Here is a 16973-nt window from a genome sequence, read left to right as displayed (position 1 = left end):
GCCCTGCCCATTCCCTGCCTAGACCAAGGCGTTCAGGCAGAGGGCGACATGACGATCACGGTCTACGGCATCAAGAACTGCGACACGATGAAGAAGGCTCGAACCTGGCTGGACGAGCACGGGATCGCCTATCGCTTCCATGACTACAAGGCCGAGGGCGTGGCACGCGCCAGCCTCGAGGCATGGTGCGCGGAACATGGCTGGGAAACGATCCTGAACCGCGCCGGCACCACGTTTCGGGCGCTGCCCGATGCCGACAAGCAGGGGCTCGATACCGGCAAGGCAATTTCCCTGATGCTGGCGCAACCTTCCCTGGTCAAGCGGCCAGTGCTCGACCTTGGCTCGCAGACGCTGGTCGGCTTCAAGCCGGCGCTCTACGAGGCGGCCTTCACGCGCTGATCCACGTGCCTGGCCAAGCCGTGCCTGGCCAAGCCACGCCTGGCCACGCCGCGCCCGGCCGTGCCGTCACGGTGGGCCGGCGTGTGCCGCACTTCCGTTGTCGCTGCTGCTGCGCTACCTCGCTGCGCATGACAACCGATTTCAGCTTCCACCTGCTCGGTCGAGACGGCACTGCCCGTACCGGCGAGATTCGCATGCCACGCGGCGTGATCCGCACCCCGGCCTTCATGCCGGTCGGCACAGCCGCGACCGTGAAGGGCATGTACCCCGAGCAGGTCAAGGCGCTCGGCGCCGATGTCGTGCTCGGCAACACCTATCACCTGATGCTGCGCCCCGGAGCGGAGCGCATCGCGGGCCTGGGCGGCCTGCACGAGTTCATGAACTGGCAGCACCCGATCCTGACCGATTCCGGCGGGTTCCAGGTGATGTCGCTGTCCCAGCTCCGGAAGCTGACCGAGGAGGGCGTGACCTTCCAGTCGCATATCGACGGCTCGCGCCACATGCTCTCGCCCGAGCGCTCCGTCGAGATCCAGAACCTGCTCGGCTCCGACATCGTCATGCAGCTCGACGAATGCGTCTCGCTGCCATGCGAGGACAAGGTCGCGGAGAAGGCGATGCGCCTGTCGCTGCGCTGGGCCGAGCGCTGCAAGTCGGCCTTCGGCAATCCTGCGGGCAGGGCGCTCTTCGGCATCGTCCAGGGCGGTGCCGTACCGGCCCTGCGCGTCGAGAGCGCCAGGTCGCTCGTCGAAATGGACCTCAAGGGCTATGCGATCGGCGGCCTTGCGGTTGGCGAGCCGCAGGACGTGATGCTGGCGATGATCGAGACGGTCGAGCCGCATCTGCCGCAGGAGCGGCCGCGCTACCTGATGGGCGTCGGCACGCCGGACGATATCGTCGAGGCGGTGAGCCGCGGCGTCGACATGTTCGACTGCGTGATGCCGACCCGTGCCGGGCGCCATGGCCAGATCTTCACCCGCTTTGGCCGGATGAACCTTCGCAACGCCAAGCACGCCGACGACTCGCGGCCGATCGACCCGCAGTCGAGCTGCCAGGCTGCCAACGGCTATGCGCGCGCCTATCTGCACCATCTCGTCAAGGCCGACGAGATGCTCGGCAAGATGCTGCTGACCTGGGTCAATCTCGCCTATTACCAGGAGCTGATGGCCGGGCTGCGCGCCGCGATCGCGGCCGGAACGCTGGTTGATTTCGTTGCGGAGACCAAGGAAGGCTGGGCGAGAGGCGAGCCGGCATGATTTGGATTGTGGCCGCGGCGTCCCGGCTGGAGCGATGATCGACCCCTGGCTGGGCATGCTGCTGCTCAAGATGGCGATCGCGGCAGCGATCGTCGTCGGATGCTCGCTGCTGGCCGAGCGGACCGGCCCGCTTGTCGCGGCCCTGATCGCGACGCTGCCGATTTCGGCCGGGCCGGTCTATGTCTTCCTGGCGCTCGAGCATGACCCGGCCTTCATTGCAGCCGGTGCGCTTGGCAGCATGGCCGCCAATCTCTCGAATTCCGGTCTGGCGCTGGTTTATGTCCTGCTCGCCCAGCGCCGCGGCACGGTGGCAAGCCTCGCGCCCGGGCTGGCGATGTGGTTCACGATTGCCATCGTGCTGCGGCAGCTCACGCCGCCGGTCATGGTCATGGCCGCGCTGACCGTTGCGGTTTTTTCTGGCCTTCACATTCTCTTCAGGCCGTATCTGGCGGCGAGGCCGGCGGCACCTCCCGGACGGCCCTGGTACGCGATCCCGCTGCGTGCCGCTTGCGTCGCCGGGCTGGCGGGGATGGTGACGACCATCAGCGCGCGCGTCGGGCCGGGTTGGTCCGGTGTGCTGGCTGCATTCCCGATCGTGCTGTCGAGCCTCATCGCCATGCTGCAGCCGCGCATTGGCGGCCCCGCGACTGCGGCCGTCATCGCCAACAGCGCGCTCGGCCTTCTCGGGTTCGGCCTTGCGCTTGGTCTTGTTCACCTGACGGCGGTGCCGCTCGGCTCATGGCCGGCGCTCGGCCTCGGGCTTCTGCTTTGCATCGGCTGGAATCTGGGCTTGATGGCTATTGGCCGCCGCGCGCGTCGGGCGGCGCCATGACGCGACGAACAGGCCGCCAATGATCAGGATGAAGCCCACCACCTGAAGCGGACTCGGGATCTCGCCAAGGATCGGGATGGCGAGCAGGGTGCCGGTCACCGGGATCAAGGGTGGGAAACGCCCGACGACCGAGGCGCCGAGCACATGCGCCGCCCAGCCCCAGATCCACAGGCCGATGATGACGTTGAGCACGCCCTGATTCAACGCATGCGCGACGAGCACCCACCACGGCGCGACATCGAAGCCGCGAAAATAGAACAGAAAGTAAAACGGCAGATAGGCCATCGACAGGATCGAGACGATCGCCGCCGCCTTCAGCCCATTCACCTTCCAGAGCTGGATCAGCAGCGGATAGAAGCCCCAGAGCAGCCCGACGCCGAGAAAGCAGAGATCGCCGCGCAAGGTGCCGGCCGTCGAACCGGTGCTGCCGGCGATGCCGAGGCAGGCCAGGCCTGCGAGAACCCCGATGACGCCGATGATCAGGTTGCGCGTCAGCATGGCGCCAAACAGCACGACGCTTCCGGCAATGCCGATCAGCGTCACCGTTCCCGGGCCGATGGTGGCGCCATGGGCCGCGGGGGCAAGCGTCAGCCCGGTCAGCATCAGATAGGTCATCGGGAAGCCGCTGGTGATCGCGAGCCAGATTCCGCGCCGCCAGGTCACGCCGCCGCATGTCGCAAAGCCGCCATCCCTGAGGAAGATCGGCAGCAGCAGAAGTCCGGCGGTCGTGAAGCGCAGGGCAAGCAGGTCATGCTGGCTCAGTCCGTTGAGTACGGCATGGCGGCTGATCACGAAGTTCGAGCCGAAGATCAGCACGCTGCACAGCATGCCGATGACGGCGAGCCGCCAGCGCAGCCGCAGTGCTTTTTGATCGATCAGCGAAGCATCGGCGATCTTGTCCATGCTTCGATTAATCCCGCATTGCACAATAGCGATATGCCCGATGCTGCATGGCTCGCCCGCACCGCTCGCGGGATGGGAAATCTGTCGAGGGCCGCAATTGCTCCCCGGCTGCGCCATTTTGTCGCCGTGTCCGGCCGCTTCTCATGGGGCGACCAAGGGATGAACTCATGAACGACGATACGACGAAGATGGCAATCGGCCGGGTTCTGCGCAGCTTTGGCGGGCAGGTGGCGGTTTCTGTTACGGCCTCGGTGGCTGCAGCCGGGGTCCTGGCCTTTCTTCAGATCCAGTCCGGAGCGGCCCATCGCGCGACCATGGCTGAGCAGATCGTCCGGGCGTCGCAGCCTGATGCAGCGCTTGCCAATGCCTCGGAAGTGCCCGTGAACAAGTTCATGGAGCGGCATCGCGATCAGATGAGCGTTGGTAAGGCCGAGTCCGTTTCGTCCACCAGGGCATTGGCTGTGCCGGCGACGTTGCTGATGCCGATGGCGACAGCTTGGACCCTGCCGACTGGCACGACAGCCGCATTGGCTCACTCTGAACCACAGCCCGGCAGCGCTCCTGTCACGGCTGCGGTGGCACGCACCATCCCGCGCGAGCGGACCAAGCCAAGCGTCGCAGTGGCGCAGCCCTTGCCGATTGCGCCACCGCTGCACCTGGCGGCCTCAGCGGGGGATGCCACGCCGGCCGTCGCTTCAGCGCACGGGCCGAGCCTGCTCGGGCTGGAATTGCCCGATGGCGTAACACGAGCCGGCCGCGCGCTCGGCGGTCTGGCCGACCGGGTTGGCGCCGCCGGGACCTGGACGGTCTCGACGGCAAGCCAGCTCCTGCCGAGCTGGTGAGAGCGGGCGCGTAGGCCTCAGGCCAGCGCTTTCAGGGCCGAGCGGCCGGCATAGATCGCCTGGGCGCCGAGCTCTTCCTCGATGCGCAGGAGCTGATTGTACTTCGCAGTCCGGTCGGAGCGGGCGAGCGAGCCGGTCTTGATCTGCCCGCAATTGGTCGCAACCGCGAGATCGGCGATGGTTGCGTCTTCGGTCTCGCCCGAGCGGTGCGACATCACCGCGGTGTAGCCGGCACGCTGCGCCATCTCGACGGCGGCAAGCGTCTCGGTCAGCGAGCCGATCTGGTTGACCTTCACCAGGATCGAGTTCGCGGTCTTGCTCTTGATGCCCTGCGCCAGGCGGGTGACGTTGGTGACGAAGAGATCGTCGCCAACAAGCTGGCACTTGCTGCCGACGAGGTCGGTCAGGGCCTTCCAGCCCTCCCAGTCATCCTCTGCCATGCCGTCCTCGATCGAGACGATCGGGTAGTTGCCGACAAGCTTGGCAAGGTATTTGGCCTGCGCCTTCGGATCGCGGGTTTTGCGTTCACCTTCATAGACATAGGAACCGTCCTTGAAGAACTCCGTCGCGGCACAGTCGAGCGCCAGCGCGATGTCTTCGCCCGGCCGGTAGCCGGCCTTCTCGACCGCCTGCATGACGAAATCGAGCGCCGCCTCCGCCGATTTAAGGTTCGGCGCGAAGCCGCCCTCATCGCCGACATTGGTGTTGTGACCGGCGTCGTGAAGCGCCTTCTTCAGCGTGTGGAACACCTCCGCGCCCATGCGCAGGCCTTCCGCGAAGGAGGGCGCACCGACCGGCATGATCATGAATTCCTGGAAGTCGATCGGGTTGTCGGCATGGGCGCCGCCATTGACGATGTTCATCATCGGCACGGGCAGGACGCGGGCGGAGGTGCCGCCGACATAGCGATAGAGCGGCAGGCCGGCGCATTCGGCGGCGGCCTTGGCGACGGCGAGAGAGACGCCGAGAATGGCGTTGGCGCCGAGCTTCTTCTTGTTCGGCGTACCATCGAGATCGATCATGGTCTGGTCGATCGCGGCCTGGTCCTCGGCATCCATGGCGACGAGGGCTTCGGCAATCGTGGTGTTGACGATCTCGACCGCCTTCAGCACGCCCTTGCCGAGATAGCGGCTCTTGTCGCCGTCACGCAGCTCGACCGCTTCATGCGCGCCCGTCGAGGCGCCGGACGGAACCGCAGCGCGACCCATCGAGCCGTCTTCGAGCACCACGTCGACCTCGACGGTCGGGTTGCCACGGCTGTCGAGAATCTGGCGGCCGATGATGTCGATGATCGCGGTCATGGGAGGCTCCGGTGCGAGGCGAAACGGAAGGATGCCGCGCTTCTAGCCAAGCGCAGGCGTAACGGAAAGAGGCGTCGCGGCGATTGGCCGGTGGCGCGGGCGCGCCCGAGGCTCTAGAAGGCCGCGTTCAAGGAGCCATGACCATGACGATCGACGCCTCGACCCTGCAACTGGGCCAAGCCAGCGCGCTGCCGCAATCTCCCGAGGAGGCCCGCCTCGACCGCGTGCCCAATCCGCATGCCGGCACGAATTATCTCGCCCGCTTCACATGCCCGGAATTCACCTCGATCTGCCCGGTGACCGGGCAGCCCGATTTCGGCATCCTGGTCATCGACTATCTGCCCGGCCAATGGCTGGTCGAATCGAAATCGCTGAAGCTCTATCTCGGCTCGTTCCGCAACCACGGGGCCTTCCACGAGGATTGCACCGTCAATATCGGCAAGACCCTGGTCGAGCTGCTGGAGCCGGAATGGTTCCGCATCGGCGGCTACTGGTATCCGCGGGGCGGTATCCCGATCGACGTCTTCTGGCAGACCGGCGAACCGCCGAAGGGGCTCTGGCTGCCTGATCAGGGCGTCGCTCCCTATCGCGGTCGCTGAGTTCAGGTCCGCGAGCCTGCCAACGGCAGGATGCGCGGCGTCGCGATGCCGAGCAGGCCGATCCCTGCCGCGAAGAGCAGGATCGCGCCTGTCGTGCCGAGCAGATGCAGCGCGATGCCCATGGCGACCGGGCCGATCGCGTGGCCGAGAAACAGCGCGCAGGCGAAGAGCGAGACGGCCGAGCCGCGCGCTGTCGGAGCAAGCTCCGTCGCCTGAGCCTGGAAGGTGCCGTGCATCAGGAAAAAGCCGAACCCGTTCAGGGTGAACAGGCCGACGGCACTCCACCAGGGGAGGAAGGGCAGCGAGAACAGCACATAGCCCGTTGCCATCAGGAGTCCGCCGGTCACCGTCATGCGGGCCGGTCCGAGGCGCTCGACCAGGACGCGGGTCAGGATTCCGTAGATGATGCCGCCAAGCCCGGTGCCGGCGATCACCAGCCCGGCAAGCGAGGGGCCGATCCCTGAGCGCTCCTGCAGGATCGCCGCGACATAGGGCGGCATGCCGAAGATCAGGCTGCCTTCGGTGATGACGATCGCATAGAGCAGCTTGCTGCGCGGATTGGCGAAGACCGATCTGTAATTCGCCAGCGCACCTGCAAAGCTGAGCGGCAGCCGCGCCGCGTCCGGGCGCGGCTTCAGCACGACGATGACGAGAAGTGCCGCGCACGCCGCCATGGCAGCGGCCATCACGAAGACGCTGCGCCAGCCGAAATGCTCCGCGATCACGCCCGAGCAGGCGGCCCCCGCCATTTGTCCGACGATCATCAGGACGAGGAAGCGGCCGAGCAGCACCTGCCGCTCGGCCATCGGCGCGCGGTCGCCGATAGCAGCCATGGCGATGGGGATCACCCCGCCGGCGACGATCCCGGTGCTGGCGCGGATCACGGTCAGCACGTCGAAGGACAGGGCGAAGGCGGCCGCGATCGAGAGCAGGGCAAGCAGCCCGAGGCAGACACTGATTGTCCGCAGCTTGCCGACCGCATCCGCGATCGGGCCGAGGAAGGGTTGACCGACCGCGTAGGCAAAGGAGAACGCGGTCGCCATGGCGGCGATCTGCGCGATGGTCCGGCCGAACTCGGCTGCCAGTGTCGGCACCAGCGGATCGAGGATGCGCATGGTGAAGGTCGATGCAAAACCGCAGGCCCCGAGGACCAGGATCAGCGGGCGCAGTGAGGCAGGCTTGGTTGCGGCAACGGTCTTGTCCATCACGCCTTAAACCGGCGCGCGCCTCGCCTTGGCAAGCCGGTCAAAGCCTTGCAGCTCTGCAATCAGCGCAGGGAAGTCTGAGAGCGGCACCATGTTGGGGCCGTCCGAGGGCGCATTGTCGGGGTCGGGATGGGTCTCGATGAAGAGGCCGGCGACGCCGACTGCCACCGCCGCCCGCGACAGTACGGGCACGAATTCGCGCTGGCCGCCGGTGGAGGCGCCCTTGCCGCCCGGCTGCTGGACAGAATGCGTCGCGTCGAAGATCACCGGTGCTCCGATACCCTCGGCCATGATTGGCAGCGCCCTCATGTCGGTGACCAGCGTGTTGTAGCCGAAAGAGGCGCCGCGTTCGGTGACCATGACATTCGGGTTGCCGCTCTCGGTGACCTTGGCCGCGACATTGACCATGTCCCAGGGCGCCAGGAACTGGCCCTTCTTGACGTTGACGACGCGCCCGGTCTGTGCTGCGGCAACCAGCAGATCGGTCTGGCGGCAAAGGAACGCGGGAATCTGAAGGACGTCGACGACCTCAGCCACGGCTGCGCATTGCCCGGCCTCGTGCACATCGGTCAGGACCGGCAGGCCGGTGCGTTCGCGGATCTCGGCGAAGACGGGCAGGGCGGCGTCCAGGCCCATGCCGCGCTGCCCCTTGACGCTGGTCCGGTTCGCCTTGTCGAAGGAGGTCTTGAAAACCAGTCCGATCTCAAGCTTCGCCGCGATCTCCTTGAGCGCAAGGGCGATTTCGAGTGCGTGTTCGCGGCTTTCCATTTGGCAGGGGCCAGCGATCAAGGCGAGCGGCAAGGCATTGCCGAAGCGGACCGGCCTCGCGAGGTCGGCGCCGATCGTGACGATGGCGTTGGCGGACATGGCGGCTCCAATACGGTTACTGGCGGCGGGCTTAGGTCGCTCGTCCGGTTGAGGTCAAGCCGGGGCTGCAGGTCACGTCACCTCGAACCAGGTCCAGAGACCGAGATCGAAACGCTCCAGCACAGTCGACGAAATCAGCCAGCGGCCGGGATTGTCGGCGATGAAGGCAATGTGCAGCCGCCGCCCTTCGGGGATCTGGACGGTATCGAGGAAATAGGGCTCCCAGCCGTCGTCGAGCGGATGCAGCAGGCGAAAACTGTGGCCGTGGACATGGAACGGCTGCAGGAAGGCGGTGCGATTGTCGATGGCGATCACCACCGGCGCGCCGCGCCTGACGCTGAAGAGCGGCTTGGCCTCAGGCGTGCCGATCGCACCATTGATCGCCCAAGGCCGGACGAGATCGAGGCTGGAGAGATCCAGTTTGTTGTCGGCGGTGACCTTGGCTCCGCCGGTCACGATGACCTCGCTGCGCCTGGCGTCCTGCAGCCGTACCGCGAGCGGCAGGGCCGGACTCGGTCTGAGCGCGGCGATCTCGCCAGCCGCGGCCGGCTTCGTACCCTCCGCGACGAAGCGCAGCAGCGGGACGCCTGAGCCGGTGAGCGCGGTGACCATTGCTGTTGCGCCGGCTTCGTCCGGCATATCGAAGACGAGATCGTAGCGCGTACCGGGGGCGAAGGGCAGTTGCGCGCGCACGGGCTCGAAATTGTCGGTCGGCTGGCTGTCGATCGCCATGACGAAGGGCTTGATGCCGTCGAAGCGCAACCGGGTGATCCGGGCGTTGCAGGCATTCGCGAGGCGCAGGCGAACGCGTGCGCCTGGAGGCAGAGCGATCCGCTGGGGCGGCGCCTTGCCATTGACGGTGATCCAGTTGCCGAGCCGGCCGGCGGCGGCTCCTTCGGGCCCCTTCGCGTCAAAGGGCTGAATCGACTGGTCGTCGCCCAGCAGCCAGTCGGTGACGATCACGGGCAGGTCGAGATCGACGCGCGGCGCCTCAGCCTCCTCCACGATGAGCAAGCCAGCCAGGCCGCGTCCTGCCGGCTCCGACGAGGCTCCGACGAGGAGAGGGCGATAGAGGAAGAAGCCCGAATCGGGCGGCGTCAGGCGGTATTCGAAGCTGGCTCCCGGCGCTATCGGCGGCTGGCTGAAGCCGCCGACGCCATCCATCTCGGACAACCCGCGCAGGCCGTGCCAATGCAGGCTCAGCGGTTTCGTCGTCCGGTTCTGTAGCTGGAGCCGCAGCGTCTGCCCCAGCTTGATCCGCAAGACGGGGCCAGGCGTTTCTCCATCGACGGCCCAGACCTCACTCTCCGGCGCCGGGGGCGGGCGCAGGCGTGACTTCACCGGGCCGGCAACGAGGTTCCGGCTCGGCAGCACAGCCGAATCGGCGTTCTCTGTCAGGGGCTTCACTGGAGTGGCGGTTGGCGATGACTGTGCGCCGGCCTCGCCCAGAACCGCACTGGCGCCGAGCCCTGCCAGCACCATGCGCCGTGTTGGCACGGTCGCCTTGAAGGCGTGAGAGGCAGGACGGCGAGCGCTTCTGTCGGTCATGGCTAGCGGCATAATCCGTGGCGCGCGATCTGGCGAGAGGGCGGGTATCGCGCTCCTGTTTCAGCGGTTTCGCAGAACCGTCGCATTTTTTTGCTGCATGCCGCGCCTGAAATGCGTATAGCACCGCGGCCCAACGATGGCGGCGCTGCGTTTGCTCGCGCGCAGCGCATCGGGTCGGCGGGCGTGGCGGAATTGGTAGACGCACTGGATTTAGGTTCCAGCGGCGAAAGTCGTGGGGGTTCGAGTCCCTCCGCCCGCACCAGACTTGGCCGGATTTCTCAAGCGCGGCGGCGGACAACCCGACGGCGCGCGTTTGGATTTTTGAATTAACGAGCAGTTGGCGGAACGAAACAATGAACGTGACCGAAACCCTGTCCCAGGGCCTCAAGCGCGAATTCCAGGTGGTGCTGAACGCTGCCGACCTCAAGACCAGGCTCGATGACGGCCTGCAGGGCCTGCAGGGCAAGGCGCGCATCAACGGTTTCCGCCCCGGCAAGGTACCGGTCGCGCATCTGCGCCGGCTCTATGGCCGTTCGGTCATGGCCGATGTGCTGCAGAACGCGGTCAACGAGGCCAACCAGAAGATCGTCGCGGATAACGGCCTGAAGCTCGCTTTCGAGCCGCAGATCCGGTTCCCCGAGAACAAGGACGAGATCGAGGCCGCGATGGAGGCCAAGGGCGATCTCGCCTTCACGGTCGCACTCGAGGTCCTGCCGAAGATCGAGCTCGCCGACATCTCCGACGTTTCGCTGGTCAAGCCGGTCGCGGAAGTGCCTGAGAGCGAAGTCGATGCCGCCCTCGAGCGCATGGCTTCGCAGAACCGCAGCTTCACCTCGAAGGGTGAAAAGGCCAAGGCCGAGAAGGGCGATCGCCTGATGATCTCCTTCGTCGGCACGCTCGAGGGCCAGCCCTTCGACGGCGGCACCGGCGAGGGCATCCCGCTCGATCTCGGCGCCGGCCAGTTCATTCCCGGCTTCGAGGATCAGCTCGAAGGCGCCAAGACCGGCGAAAAGCGCACCGTCAAGGTGACCTTCCCGGAGAACTACACCGCGACCCACCTTGCCGGGAAGCCGGCCGAGTTCGAGGTCACCGTCGACGACGTGCAGGGCCCCGACGCCCTCAAGATCGACGACGAACTCGCCAAGGGCTTCGGTATGGAGTCGCTGGACGCGCTCAAGACCGCCGTTCGCGAGCAGATCGGCCGTGATTTCGGCGCCCAGTCGCGCCGCAAGATCAAGAAGAGCCTGCTCGACGCGCTTGATGGCAAGTACACGTTCGAACTGCCGCCGACCCTGGTCGAGCAGGAGTTCGCTGCCGTCTGGAGCCAGGTCGAGGCCGACATGAAGGACGCGAAGAAGACCTTCGCGGACGAGAACACAACCGAGGACGAGGCCCGCGCCGAGTACCGCAGGATCGCCGAGCGCCGGGTGCGCCTGGGCCTCGTGCTGGCCGAGATCGGCGAGCAGGCCAAGGTCCAGATCTCGGATGACGAGGTCACCCAGGCTCTGGTCGAGCGCGTTCGCCAGTTCCCCGGCCAGGAGAAGCAGGTCTGGGAGTTCTACCAGAAGAACCCGCAGGCTCTCGCCGAGATCCGCGCTCCGATCTTCGAGGAGAAGGTCGTCGACCATCTGCTCGGCCAGGTGAAGGTCGAGGACCAGACGGTCAGCCGCGAGGCTCTTTACGCCGATGAGGACGCCACTGAGGAGGCCGGTGAGGCCAAGCCGAAGAAGGCAGCCGCCAAGAAGACCAAGAAGTCCGAAGCCAAGACCGACGACGCAGCCAAGGCCGACGACGCAGCCAAGGCCGACGACGCTTCGGCCTGAGACGTTCGGAAACCTTGATTCAAGATTGGCGCCGCCCGGCAATGGCCAGGGCGGCGCTTCCCTTTTCAGCCACGATCCGCGTGCTTATGTGGATAGCATTCACGACATCCGCTGATTCCCGGCGACCGCGACCCCAAGGACAGACCCATGCTGCGCGATCCGATCGAGACCTACAACAATCTCGTCCCGATGGTGGTCGAGCAGTCGAGCCGCGGCGAACGCGCCTTCGACATCTACTCGCGCCTGCTGCGGGAGCGCATCATCTTCCTGACCGGCCCGGTCGAGGATTACTCCGCCTCGCTGATCGTGGCGCAGCTGCTGTTTCTCGAGGCCGAGAACCCGAAGAAGGAGATTTCCTTCTACATCAACTCGCCGGGCGGCGTGGTCACCTCGGGCCTGTCGATCTATGATACGATGCAGTTCATCCGCTGCCCGGTCACGACATTGTGTGTCGGGCAGGCGGCCTCGATGGGCTCGCTGCTGCTGACCGCCGGCGCCAAGGACATGCGCTTCGCGTTGCCGAACGCCCGCATCATGGTGCACCAGCCCTCCGGCGGCTATCAGGGCCAGGTCACCGACATCCTGATCCACGCCCGCGAGGTCGAGAACCTCAAGCGCCGGCTGAACGAGATCTATGTCACGCATACCGGCCGTAGCTATGACGAGGTCGAGGCTGCGCTCGAGCGCGACAATTTCATGACTGCCGAGGCGGCCCGCGATTTCGGCCTGATCGACAAGGTCATCGATCGGCGTCCGGAAGACGCCGCGGCCTGATTGGGCCGGAATGGATAGCCGGGCAGGGAGCGAAGGACGCCTTGGGCGTTTCGGCTTCCCTCCTGGAGTCGGCTGCGACGAGCCGCCCCGCTATCTGTGGGTTGGCTTGCTCAGCCGGGCGTCCCATATTGATTTGGAAAGCGGCCCCATGCTTGCATGGGGACTCGGGTGAGCGGACAGGCGCAACTGGTGTCCGGTTTTGGGTCAGGTTTTCAGGTCGGAAGTCTCGACCTGACGCGTTAACCTAATAATCGCGAACTCAGCGGCCTATTGTGACGGAGAGACGACGCCCGCATCCGCTTCGGCTGGTGTGGACCGACTCCGGAAATGGAGATGAACGATGAGTAAGGTCAGCAGCGGCGATTCGAAGAGCACGCTCTACTGCTCCTTCTGCGGCAAGAGCCAGCACGAGGTTCGCAAGCTGATTGCGGGACCGACCGTGTTCATCTGCGACGAGTGCGTCGAGCTCTGCATGGACATCATCCGCGAGGAATCGAAATCCGCGCTGGTGAAATCGAAGGACGGCGTGCCGACGCCGCGCGAGATCCGCAAGGTGCTGGATGACTATGTCATCGGCCAGGACCATGCCAAGAAGGTGCTCTCGGTCGCGGTTCACAACCACTACAAGCGGCTCTCGCACGCGACGAAGCACAACGATGTCGAGCTCGCGAAGTCGAACATCCTGCTGATCGGGCCGACCGGCTCGGGCAAGACGCTGCTCGCGCAGACGCTCGCCCGCATCCTCGACGTGCCGTTCACCATGGCGGATGCGACGACGCTGACCGAGGCCGGCTATGTCGGCGAGGATGTCGAGAACATCATCCTGAAGCTGCTCCAGGCCTCCGACTACAATGTCGAGCGGGCGCAGCGAGGCATCGTCTATATCGACGAGATCGACAAGATCAGCCGCAAGTCCGACAATCCCTCGATCACCCGCGACGTCTCGGGCGAGGGCGTCCAGCAGGCGCTGCTCAAGATCATGGAAGGCACGGTCGCCTCCGTGCCGCCGCAGGGTGGGCGCAAGCATCCGCAGCAGGAATTCCTGCAGGTCGACACCACCAACATCCTGTTCATCTGCGGCGGCGCCTTCGCCGGGCTGGACAAGATCATCTCCAGCCGTGGCAAGGGCACCTCGATCGGCTTCGGCGCGACCGTGAAGGCCCCCGATGACCGTCGCACCGGCGCGATCTTCCGTGAGGTCGAGCCCGAGGATCTGCTGAAGTTCGGCCTGATCCCGGAATTCGTCGGCCGTCTGCCGGTGCTGGCGACGCTCGAGGATCTCGATGAGGCGGCGCTGAAGACGATCCTGACCGAACCGAAGAACGCGCTGGTGAAGCAGTATCAGCGCCTCTTCGAGATGGAGGATACCGAGCTCACCTTCACCGACGAGGCCGTCAGCCTCATCGCGCGCAAGGCGATAGAGCGCAAGACCGGCGCACGCGGCCTGCGTTCGATCATGGAGAGCATCCTGCTCGAGACCATGTACGAGCTGCCGGGGCTGGAAGGCGTCGAGCAGGTCGTGATTGGGCCGGAGGCTGTCGAGAACAAGTCGCGTCCGCTCTTCATCTATGCGGAGCGCGAGGAAGATGCGAAGTCGGCCTCGGCCTGACATCCGCTGAATCTTGCAATTTCGGGAACGCGCGCCGGTTGGCGCGCGTTTTGCGTTCGGAAGGCCGTTGCATTGCCGGAATCGTTCCTTGCGACAAAGCAACGTTGGAAGACGCCTTCGGCTTGCTTGAAAGCCGGCACAGAAGCCTCCACTTTAGCTGCACCTGCGAGAGTCGCGCGCCTTCTAAGGGCGGGGCCCACGGGGGCGGTCAGGCGAATGGTCGTCTAGCCGCTTACGTCCGATCGTTCCGCCCATAAGGGGGTTCGCCGGGCGCAACTGCAAAGGATATGTCATGACTGGTTCGGCGCCCCGCGCTCCTTTCGTTCCCGGCGAGACCGGCACCTATCCGGTTCTCCCCCTGCGCGACATCGTCGTTTTCCCACATATGATCGTCCCGCTCTTCGTCGGACGCGAGAAGTCCATTCGCGCCCTTGAGGAAGTGGTCAAGACCGACGGCCTGATCCTGCTTGCGACGCAGAAGAACGCCGGCGACGACGATCCGGCAACCAAGGACATCTATGAGATCGGCACGCTTGCCCGCGTGCTTCAGCTGCTCAAGCTGCCCGACTCCACCGTTAAGGTGCTGGTCGAGGGCGTCGGCCGCGCCAAGGCGACGTCCTATGTCGCCGAGGAAGCCTTTTATCAGGCTGATGCGATCGGGCTCTCCGAGGAAGAAGGCAAGAAGGTCGAGGTCGAGGCGCTCGGCCGCTCGGTCGTCAGCGAGTTCGAGAGCTATGTGAAGCTCAACAAGAAAATCTCGCCCGAGATCGTCGCCGCCGTCTCGCAGATCGACGAGCCCTCCAAGCTCGCCGACACAGTTGCCTCGCATCTGGCCGTCAAGATCGCCGACCGTCAGGCGGTGCTTGAGATCGTCAACGTCGCGCACCGGCTGGAGAAGGTGCTCTCGCTGATGGAAAGCGAGATGTCGGTTCTGCAGGTCGAGAAGCGCATCCGCTCGCGCGTCAAGCGCCAGATGGAGAAGACCCAGCGCGAGTACTATCTCAACGAGCAGATGAAGGCGATCCAGAAGGAGCTCGGCGACGGCGAGGAAGGCCGCGACGAACTCGCCGAACTGGAAGAGCGCATCGTCAACACCAAGCTCTCCAAGGAAGCCCGCGACAAGGCGATGGCGGAGATGAAGAAGCTCCGCCAGATGTCGCCGATGTCGGCCGAGGCGACGGTGGTCCGCAACTATCTCGACTGGATGCTCGGCATTCCGTGGGGCAAGAAGTCGAAGATCAAGAAGGACCTCGCCGTCGCCCAGCAGGTGCTCGACGACGATCACTACGGGCTCGACAAGGTCAAGGACCGCATCGTCGAGTACCTTGCCGTGCAGCAGCGCGCCAACCGGCTCGCCGGCCCGATCCTGTGCCTCGTCGGCCCTCCCGGCGTCGGCAAGACCTCGCTCGGAAAGTCGATTGCCAAGGCGACCGGCCGTGAGTTCGTGCGCATGTCGCTCGGCGGCGTCCGTGACGAGGCCGAGATCCGTGGCCACCGGCGCACCTATATCGGTTCGATGCCCGGCAAGATCATCCAGTCGATGAAGAAGGCGAAGACCGCGAATCCGCTCATCCTGCTCGACGAGATCGACAAGATGGGCCAGGACTTCCGGGGCGATCCCTCGGCCGCCTTGCTCGAGGTGCTCGATCCCGAGCAGAACGCCGCCTTCAACGACCACTATCTGGAGGTCGACTACGACCTTTCGAACGTGATGTTCGTGACGACGGCCAACACGCTGAACATTCCGCCGGCCCTTCTGGACCGCATGGAGGTGATCCGCATTGCTGGCTACACCGAGGAAGAAAAGGTCGAGATCTCGCGTCGTCACCTGATCCCGGAGACGATCAAGAAGCACGGCCTTGAATCCAAGGAATGGTCGATCGATGAAGAGGCCCTGATGACGCTGATCCGGCGCTATACGCGCGAGGCTGGCGTTCGCAACCTCGAGCGCGAGCTTTCCAACACCGTGCGCAAGGCGGTGAAGGACATCATCCTGACCAAGAAGAAGAAGGTCGCGATCACCCCGACCGTGCTCGAGGACTATCTTGGCCCGCCGCGTTACCGCTATGGCGAAGCCGAGACCGAGGATCAGGTTGGTGTCGTCACGGGTCTGGCCTGGACGGAGGTCGGCGGCGAGCTGCTGACGATCGAAGGCGTCATGATGCCCGGCCGGGGCAAGATGACCGTCACCGGCAACCTGCGGGACGTGATGAAGGAATCGATTTCGGCAGCGGCATCCTATGTCCGCTCGCGCGCCATCGATTTCGGCATCGAGCCGCCGCTCTTCGAGCGGCGCGACATCCACGTCCACGTTCCCGAGGGCGCAACCCCGAAGGACGGCCCCTCGGCCGGTATCGCCATGGCGACTGCGATCGTCTCGGTGCTGACCGGCATTCCGACCCGCCGTGACCTTGCCATGACCGGCGAGGTCACGCTGCGGGGCAGGGTGCTGCCGATCGGCGGCCTCAAGGAGAAGCTCCTGGCGGCGCTGAGAGGCGGCATCAAGAAGGTGCTGATCCCCGAGGACAATGCCAAGGATCTGGTCGACCTGCCGAAGTCGGTGAAGAGCGGGCTTGAGATCGTCCCGGTCGCGCGCATGGAGCAGGTGCTCCAGCACGCGCTGATCCGCCAGCCGGTGCCGATCGTCTGGGAGGAGGACCTCTCGGCCGTTCGCCCCAAGGCAGCGGAGGATGACGCTTCGGGCGGGCTCGTCGCCCACTGACGCGGCTATCCCGCGCTACACGCGAAAGTGACAAGAAGGCCGGCAGCATCGCTGCCGGCCTTCTTCGTTTCCGGATGGCTGTCCTGATTGCGCTGCCTGCCGCTCGTCGGTTGCCGGGATCGATCCGGCACTGCTCGACAGCTCTATCGGGGACTACCAGCTCACCTCCGGGCCGATCCTGCCGATCAGCCGAAAGGGCTAGGCACTTCTTCTGGAAACTTCGGGGCAGATGCCCGTGGAGCTCTTCGCCGAAAGCGCCACGAAGTTCCTTCTGAAATTTCCAGCAGCACAGGTCA

14 protein-coding genes and 1 tRNA gene are annotated in these 16973 nt (G+C 65.4%); 10 read left to right on the top strand and 5 right to left on the bottom strand.

Going from position 1 to position 16973, the window contains the following annotated elements; translation table 11 throughout:
• The first annotated feature begins 48 nt into the window (after nucleotides 1-48).
• The 3 genes from FG93_RS18190 to FG93_RS18180 all read left to right on the top strand — a co-directional run bounded on the left by FG93_RS18190 (nucleotide 49) and on the right by FG93_RS18180 (nucleotide 2484).
• Nucleotides 49-399 carry an ArsC family reductase gene (locus FG93_RS18190; protein WP_043236824.1) on the top strand — a complete coding sequence of 117 codons (351 nt, stop codon included), beginning with the start codon at nucleotides 49-51 and terminating at the stop codon, nucleotides 397-399.
• Between the two features lie 128 nt (nucleotides 400-527).
• Nucleotides 528-1652: a tRNA guanosine(34) transglycosylase Tgt gene (gene tgt / locus FG93_RS18185; protein ID WP_043236823.1), complete on the top strand. Its 1125-nt coding sequence runs from the start codon at nucleotides 528-530 to the stop codon at nucleotides 1650-1652.
• A 34-nt stretch (nucleotides 1653-1686) separates the two neighbouring features.
• The gene (locus tag FG93_RS18180) at nucleotides 1687-2484 is read left to right on the top strand and encodes a hypothetical protein (RefSeq protein ID WP_043236821.1); all 798 of its coding nucleotides are present in this window, start codon (nucleotides 1687-1689) and stop codon (nucleotides 2482-2484) included.
• Here FG93_RS18180 and FG93_RS18175 read toward each other — a convergent pair.
• Nucleotides 2389-3387, bottom strand: a complete 999-nt coding sequence (locus FG93_RS18175; protein ID WP_043236819.1) for a DMT family transporter — start codon at nucleotides 3385-3387, stop codon at nucleotides 2389-2391. The two genes, FG93_RS18180 and FG93_RS18175, sit on opposite strands and share 96 nt — an antisense overlap.
• Nucleotides 3388-3554: 167 nt before the next feature.
• Between FG93_RS18175 and FG93_RS18170 the strand changes: the two genes are divergently transcribed.
• Complete coding sequence (locus FG93_RS18170) at nucleotides 3555-4229, top strand: hypothetical protein (RefSeq protein WP_043236818.1); 675 nt, start codon at nucleotides 3555-3557, stop codon at nucleotides 4227-4229.
• Nucleotides 4230-4246: 17 nt separating this feature from the next.
• Here FG93_RS18170 and eno read toward each other — a convergent pair whose 3' ends face one another.
• Nucleotides 4247-5530, bottom strand: a complete 1284-nt coding sequence (gene eno, locus FG93_RS18165; protein ID WP_043236816.1) for a phosphopyruvate hydratase — start codon at nucleotides 5528-5530, stop codon at nucleotides 4247-4249.
• A 143-nt stretch (nucleotides 5531-5673) separates the two neighbouring features.
• Between eno and queF the strand changes: the two genes are divergently transcribed.
• Nucleotides 5674-6129, top strand: coding sequence for a preQ(1) synthase (queF, locus tag FG93_RS18160; protein WP_043236920.1), 456 nt, complete (start codon nucleotides 5674-5676; stop codon nucleotides 6127-6129).
• A gap of 2 nt (nucleotides 6130-6131) precedes the next feature.
• Here the strand turns inward: queF and FG93_RS18155 are convergent, their stop codons facing one another.
• The 3 genes from FG93_RS18155 to FG93_RS18145 are packed head-to-tail and all read right to left on the bottom strand — an operon-like array spanning nucleotide 6132 to nucleotide 9749.
• Nucleotides 6132-7334, bottom strand: coding sequence for an MFS transporter (locus FG93_RS18155; RefSeq protein WP_043236815.1), 1203 nt, complete (start codon nucleotides 7332-7334; stop codon nucleotides 6132-6134).
• Between the two features lie 6 nt (nucleotides 7335-7340).
• The gene (kdsA, locus tag FG93_RS18150; RefSeq protein ID WP_043236813.1) at nucleotides 7341-8213 is read right to left on the bottom strand and encodes a 3-deoxy-8-phosphooctulonate synthase; all 873 of its coding nucleotides are present in this window, start codon (nucleotides 8211-8213) and stop codon (nucleotides 7341-7343) included.
• Nucleotides 8214-8273: 60 nt separating this feature from the next.
• A complete protein-coding gene (locus FG93_RS18145; RefSeq protein WP_052513907.1) occupies nucleotides 8274-9749 on the bottom strand; it encodes a multicopper oxidase family protein in 1476 nt (491 codons plus the stop codon).
• Nucleotides 9750-9926: 177 nt separating this feature from the next.
• Here FG93_RS18145 and FG93_RS18140 point away from each other — a divergent pair.
• From FG93_RS18140 to lon, 5 genes are all read left to right on the top strand, one after another.
• Nucleotides 9927-10011: transfer RNA gene (locus tag FG93_RS18140), tRNA-Leu, on the top strand.
• Between the two features lie 91 nt (nucleotides 10012-10102).
• Entirely contained in the window at nucleotides 10103-11572 is a 1470-nt protein-coding gene (gene tig, locus FG93_RS18135) for a trigger factor (protein WP_043236811.1), read from the top strand.
• A 150-nt stretch (nucleotides 11573-11722) separates the two neighbouring features.
• Nucleotides 11723-12346 (top strand): ATP-dependent Clp protease proteolytic subunit, encoded by a 624-nt coding sequence (locus tag FG93_RS18130; RefSeq protein ID WP_043236918.1) that lies wholly within the window; start codon nucleotides 11723-11725, stop codon nucleotides 12344-12346.
• Nucleotides 12347-12686: 340 nt separating this feature from the next.
• Nucleotides 12687-13955: an ATP-dependent Clp protease ATP-binding subunit ClpX gene (clpX, locus tag FG93_RS18125; protein ID WP_043236809.1), complete on the top strand. Its 1269-nt coding sequence runs from the start codon at nucleotides 12687-12689 to the stop codon at nucleotides 13953-13955.
• 292 nt (nucleotides 13956-14247) lie between these two features.
• Nucleotides 14248-16677, top strand: coding sequence for an endopeptidase La (lon, locus tag FG93_RS18120; RefSeq protein WP_043236807.1), 2430 nt, complete (start codon nucleotides 14248-14250; stop codon nucleotides 16675-16677).
• Nucleotides 16678-16973 lie beyond the last annotated feature (296 nt).

The sequence above is a fragment of the Allobosea sp. LC85 genome (assembly GCF_000735605.1).
In the GTDB taxonomy this organism is placed as follows: Bacteria; Pseudomonadota; Alphaproteobacteria; order Rhizobiales; family Beijerinckiaceae; genus Allobosea.
The sequence above is the reverse complement of the archived record's forward strand: the minus strand, read 5'-3'. Positions and strand labels throughout refer to the sequence as shown.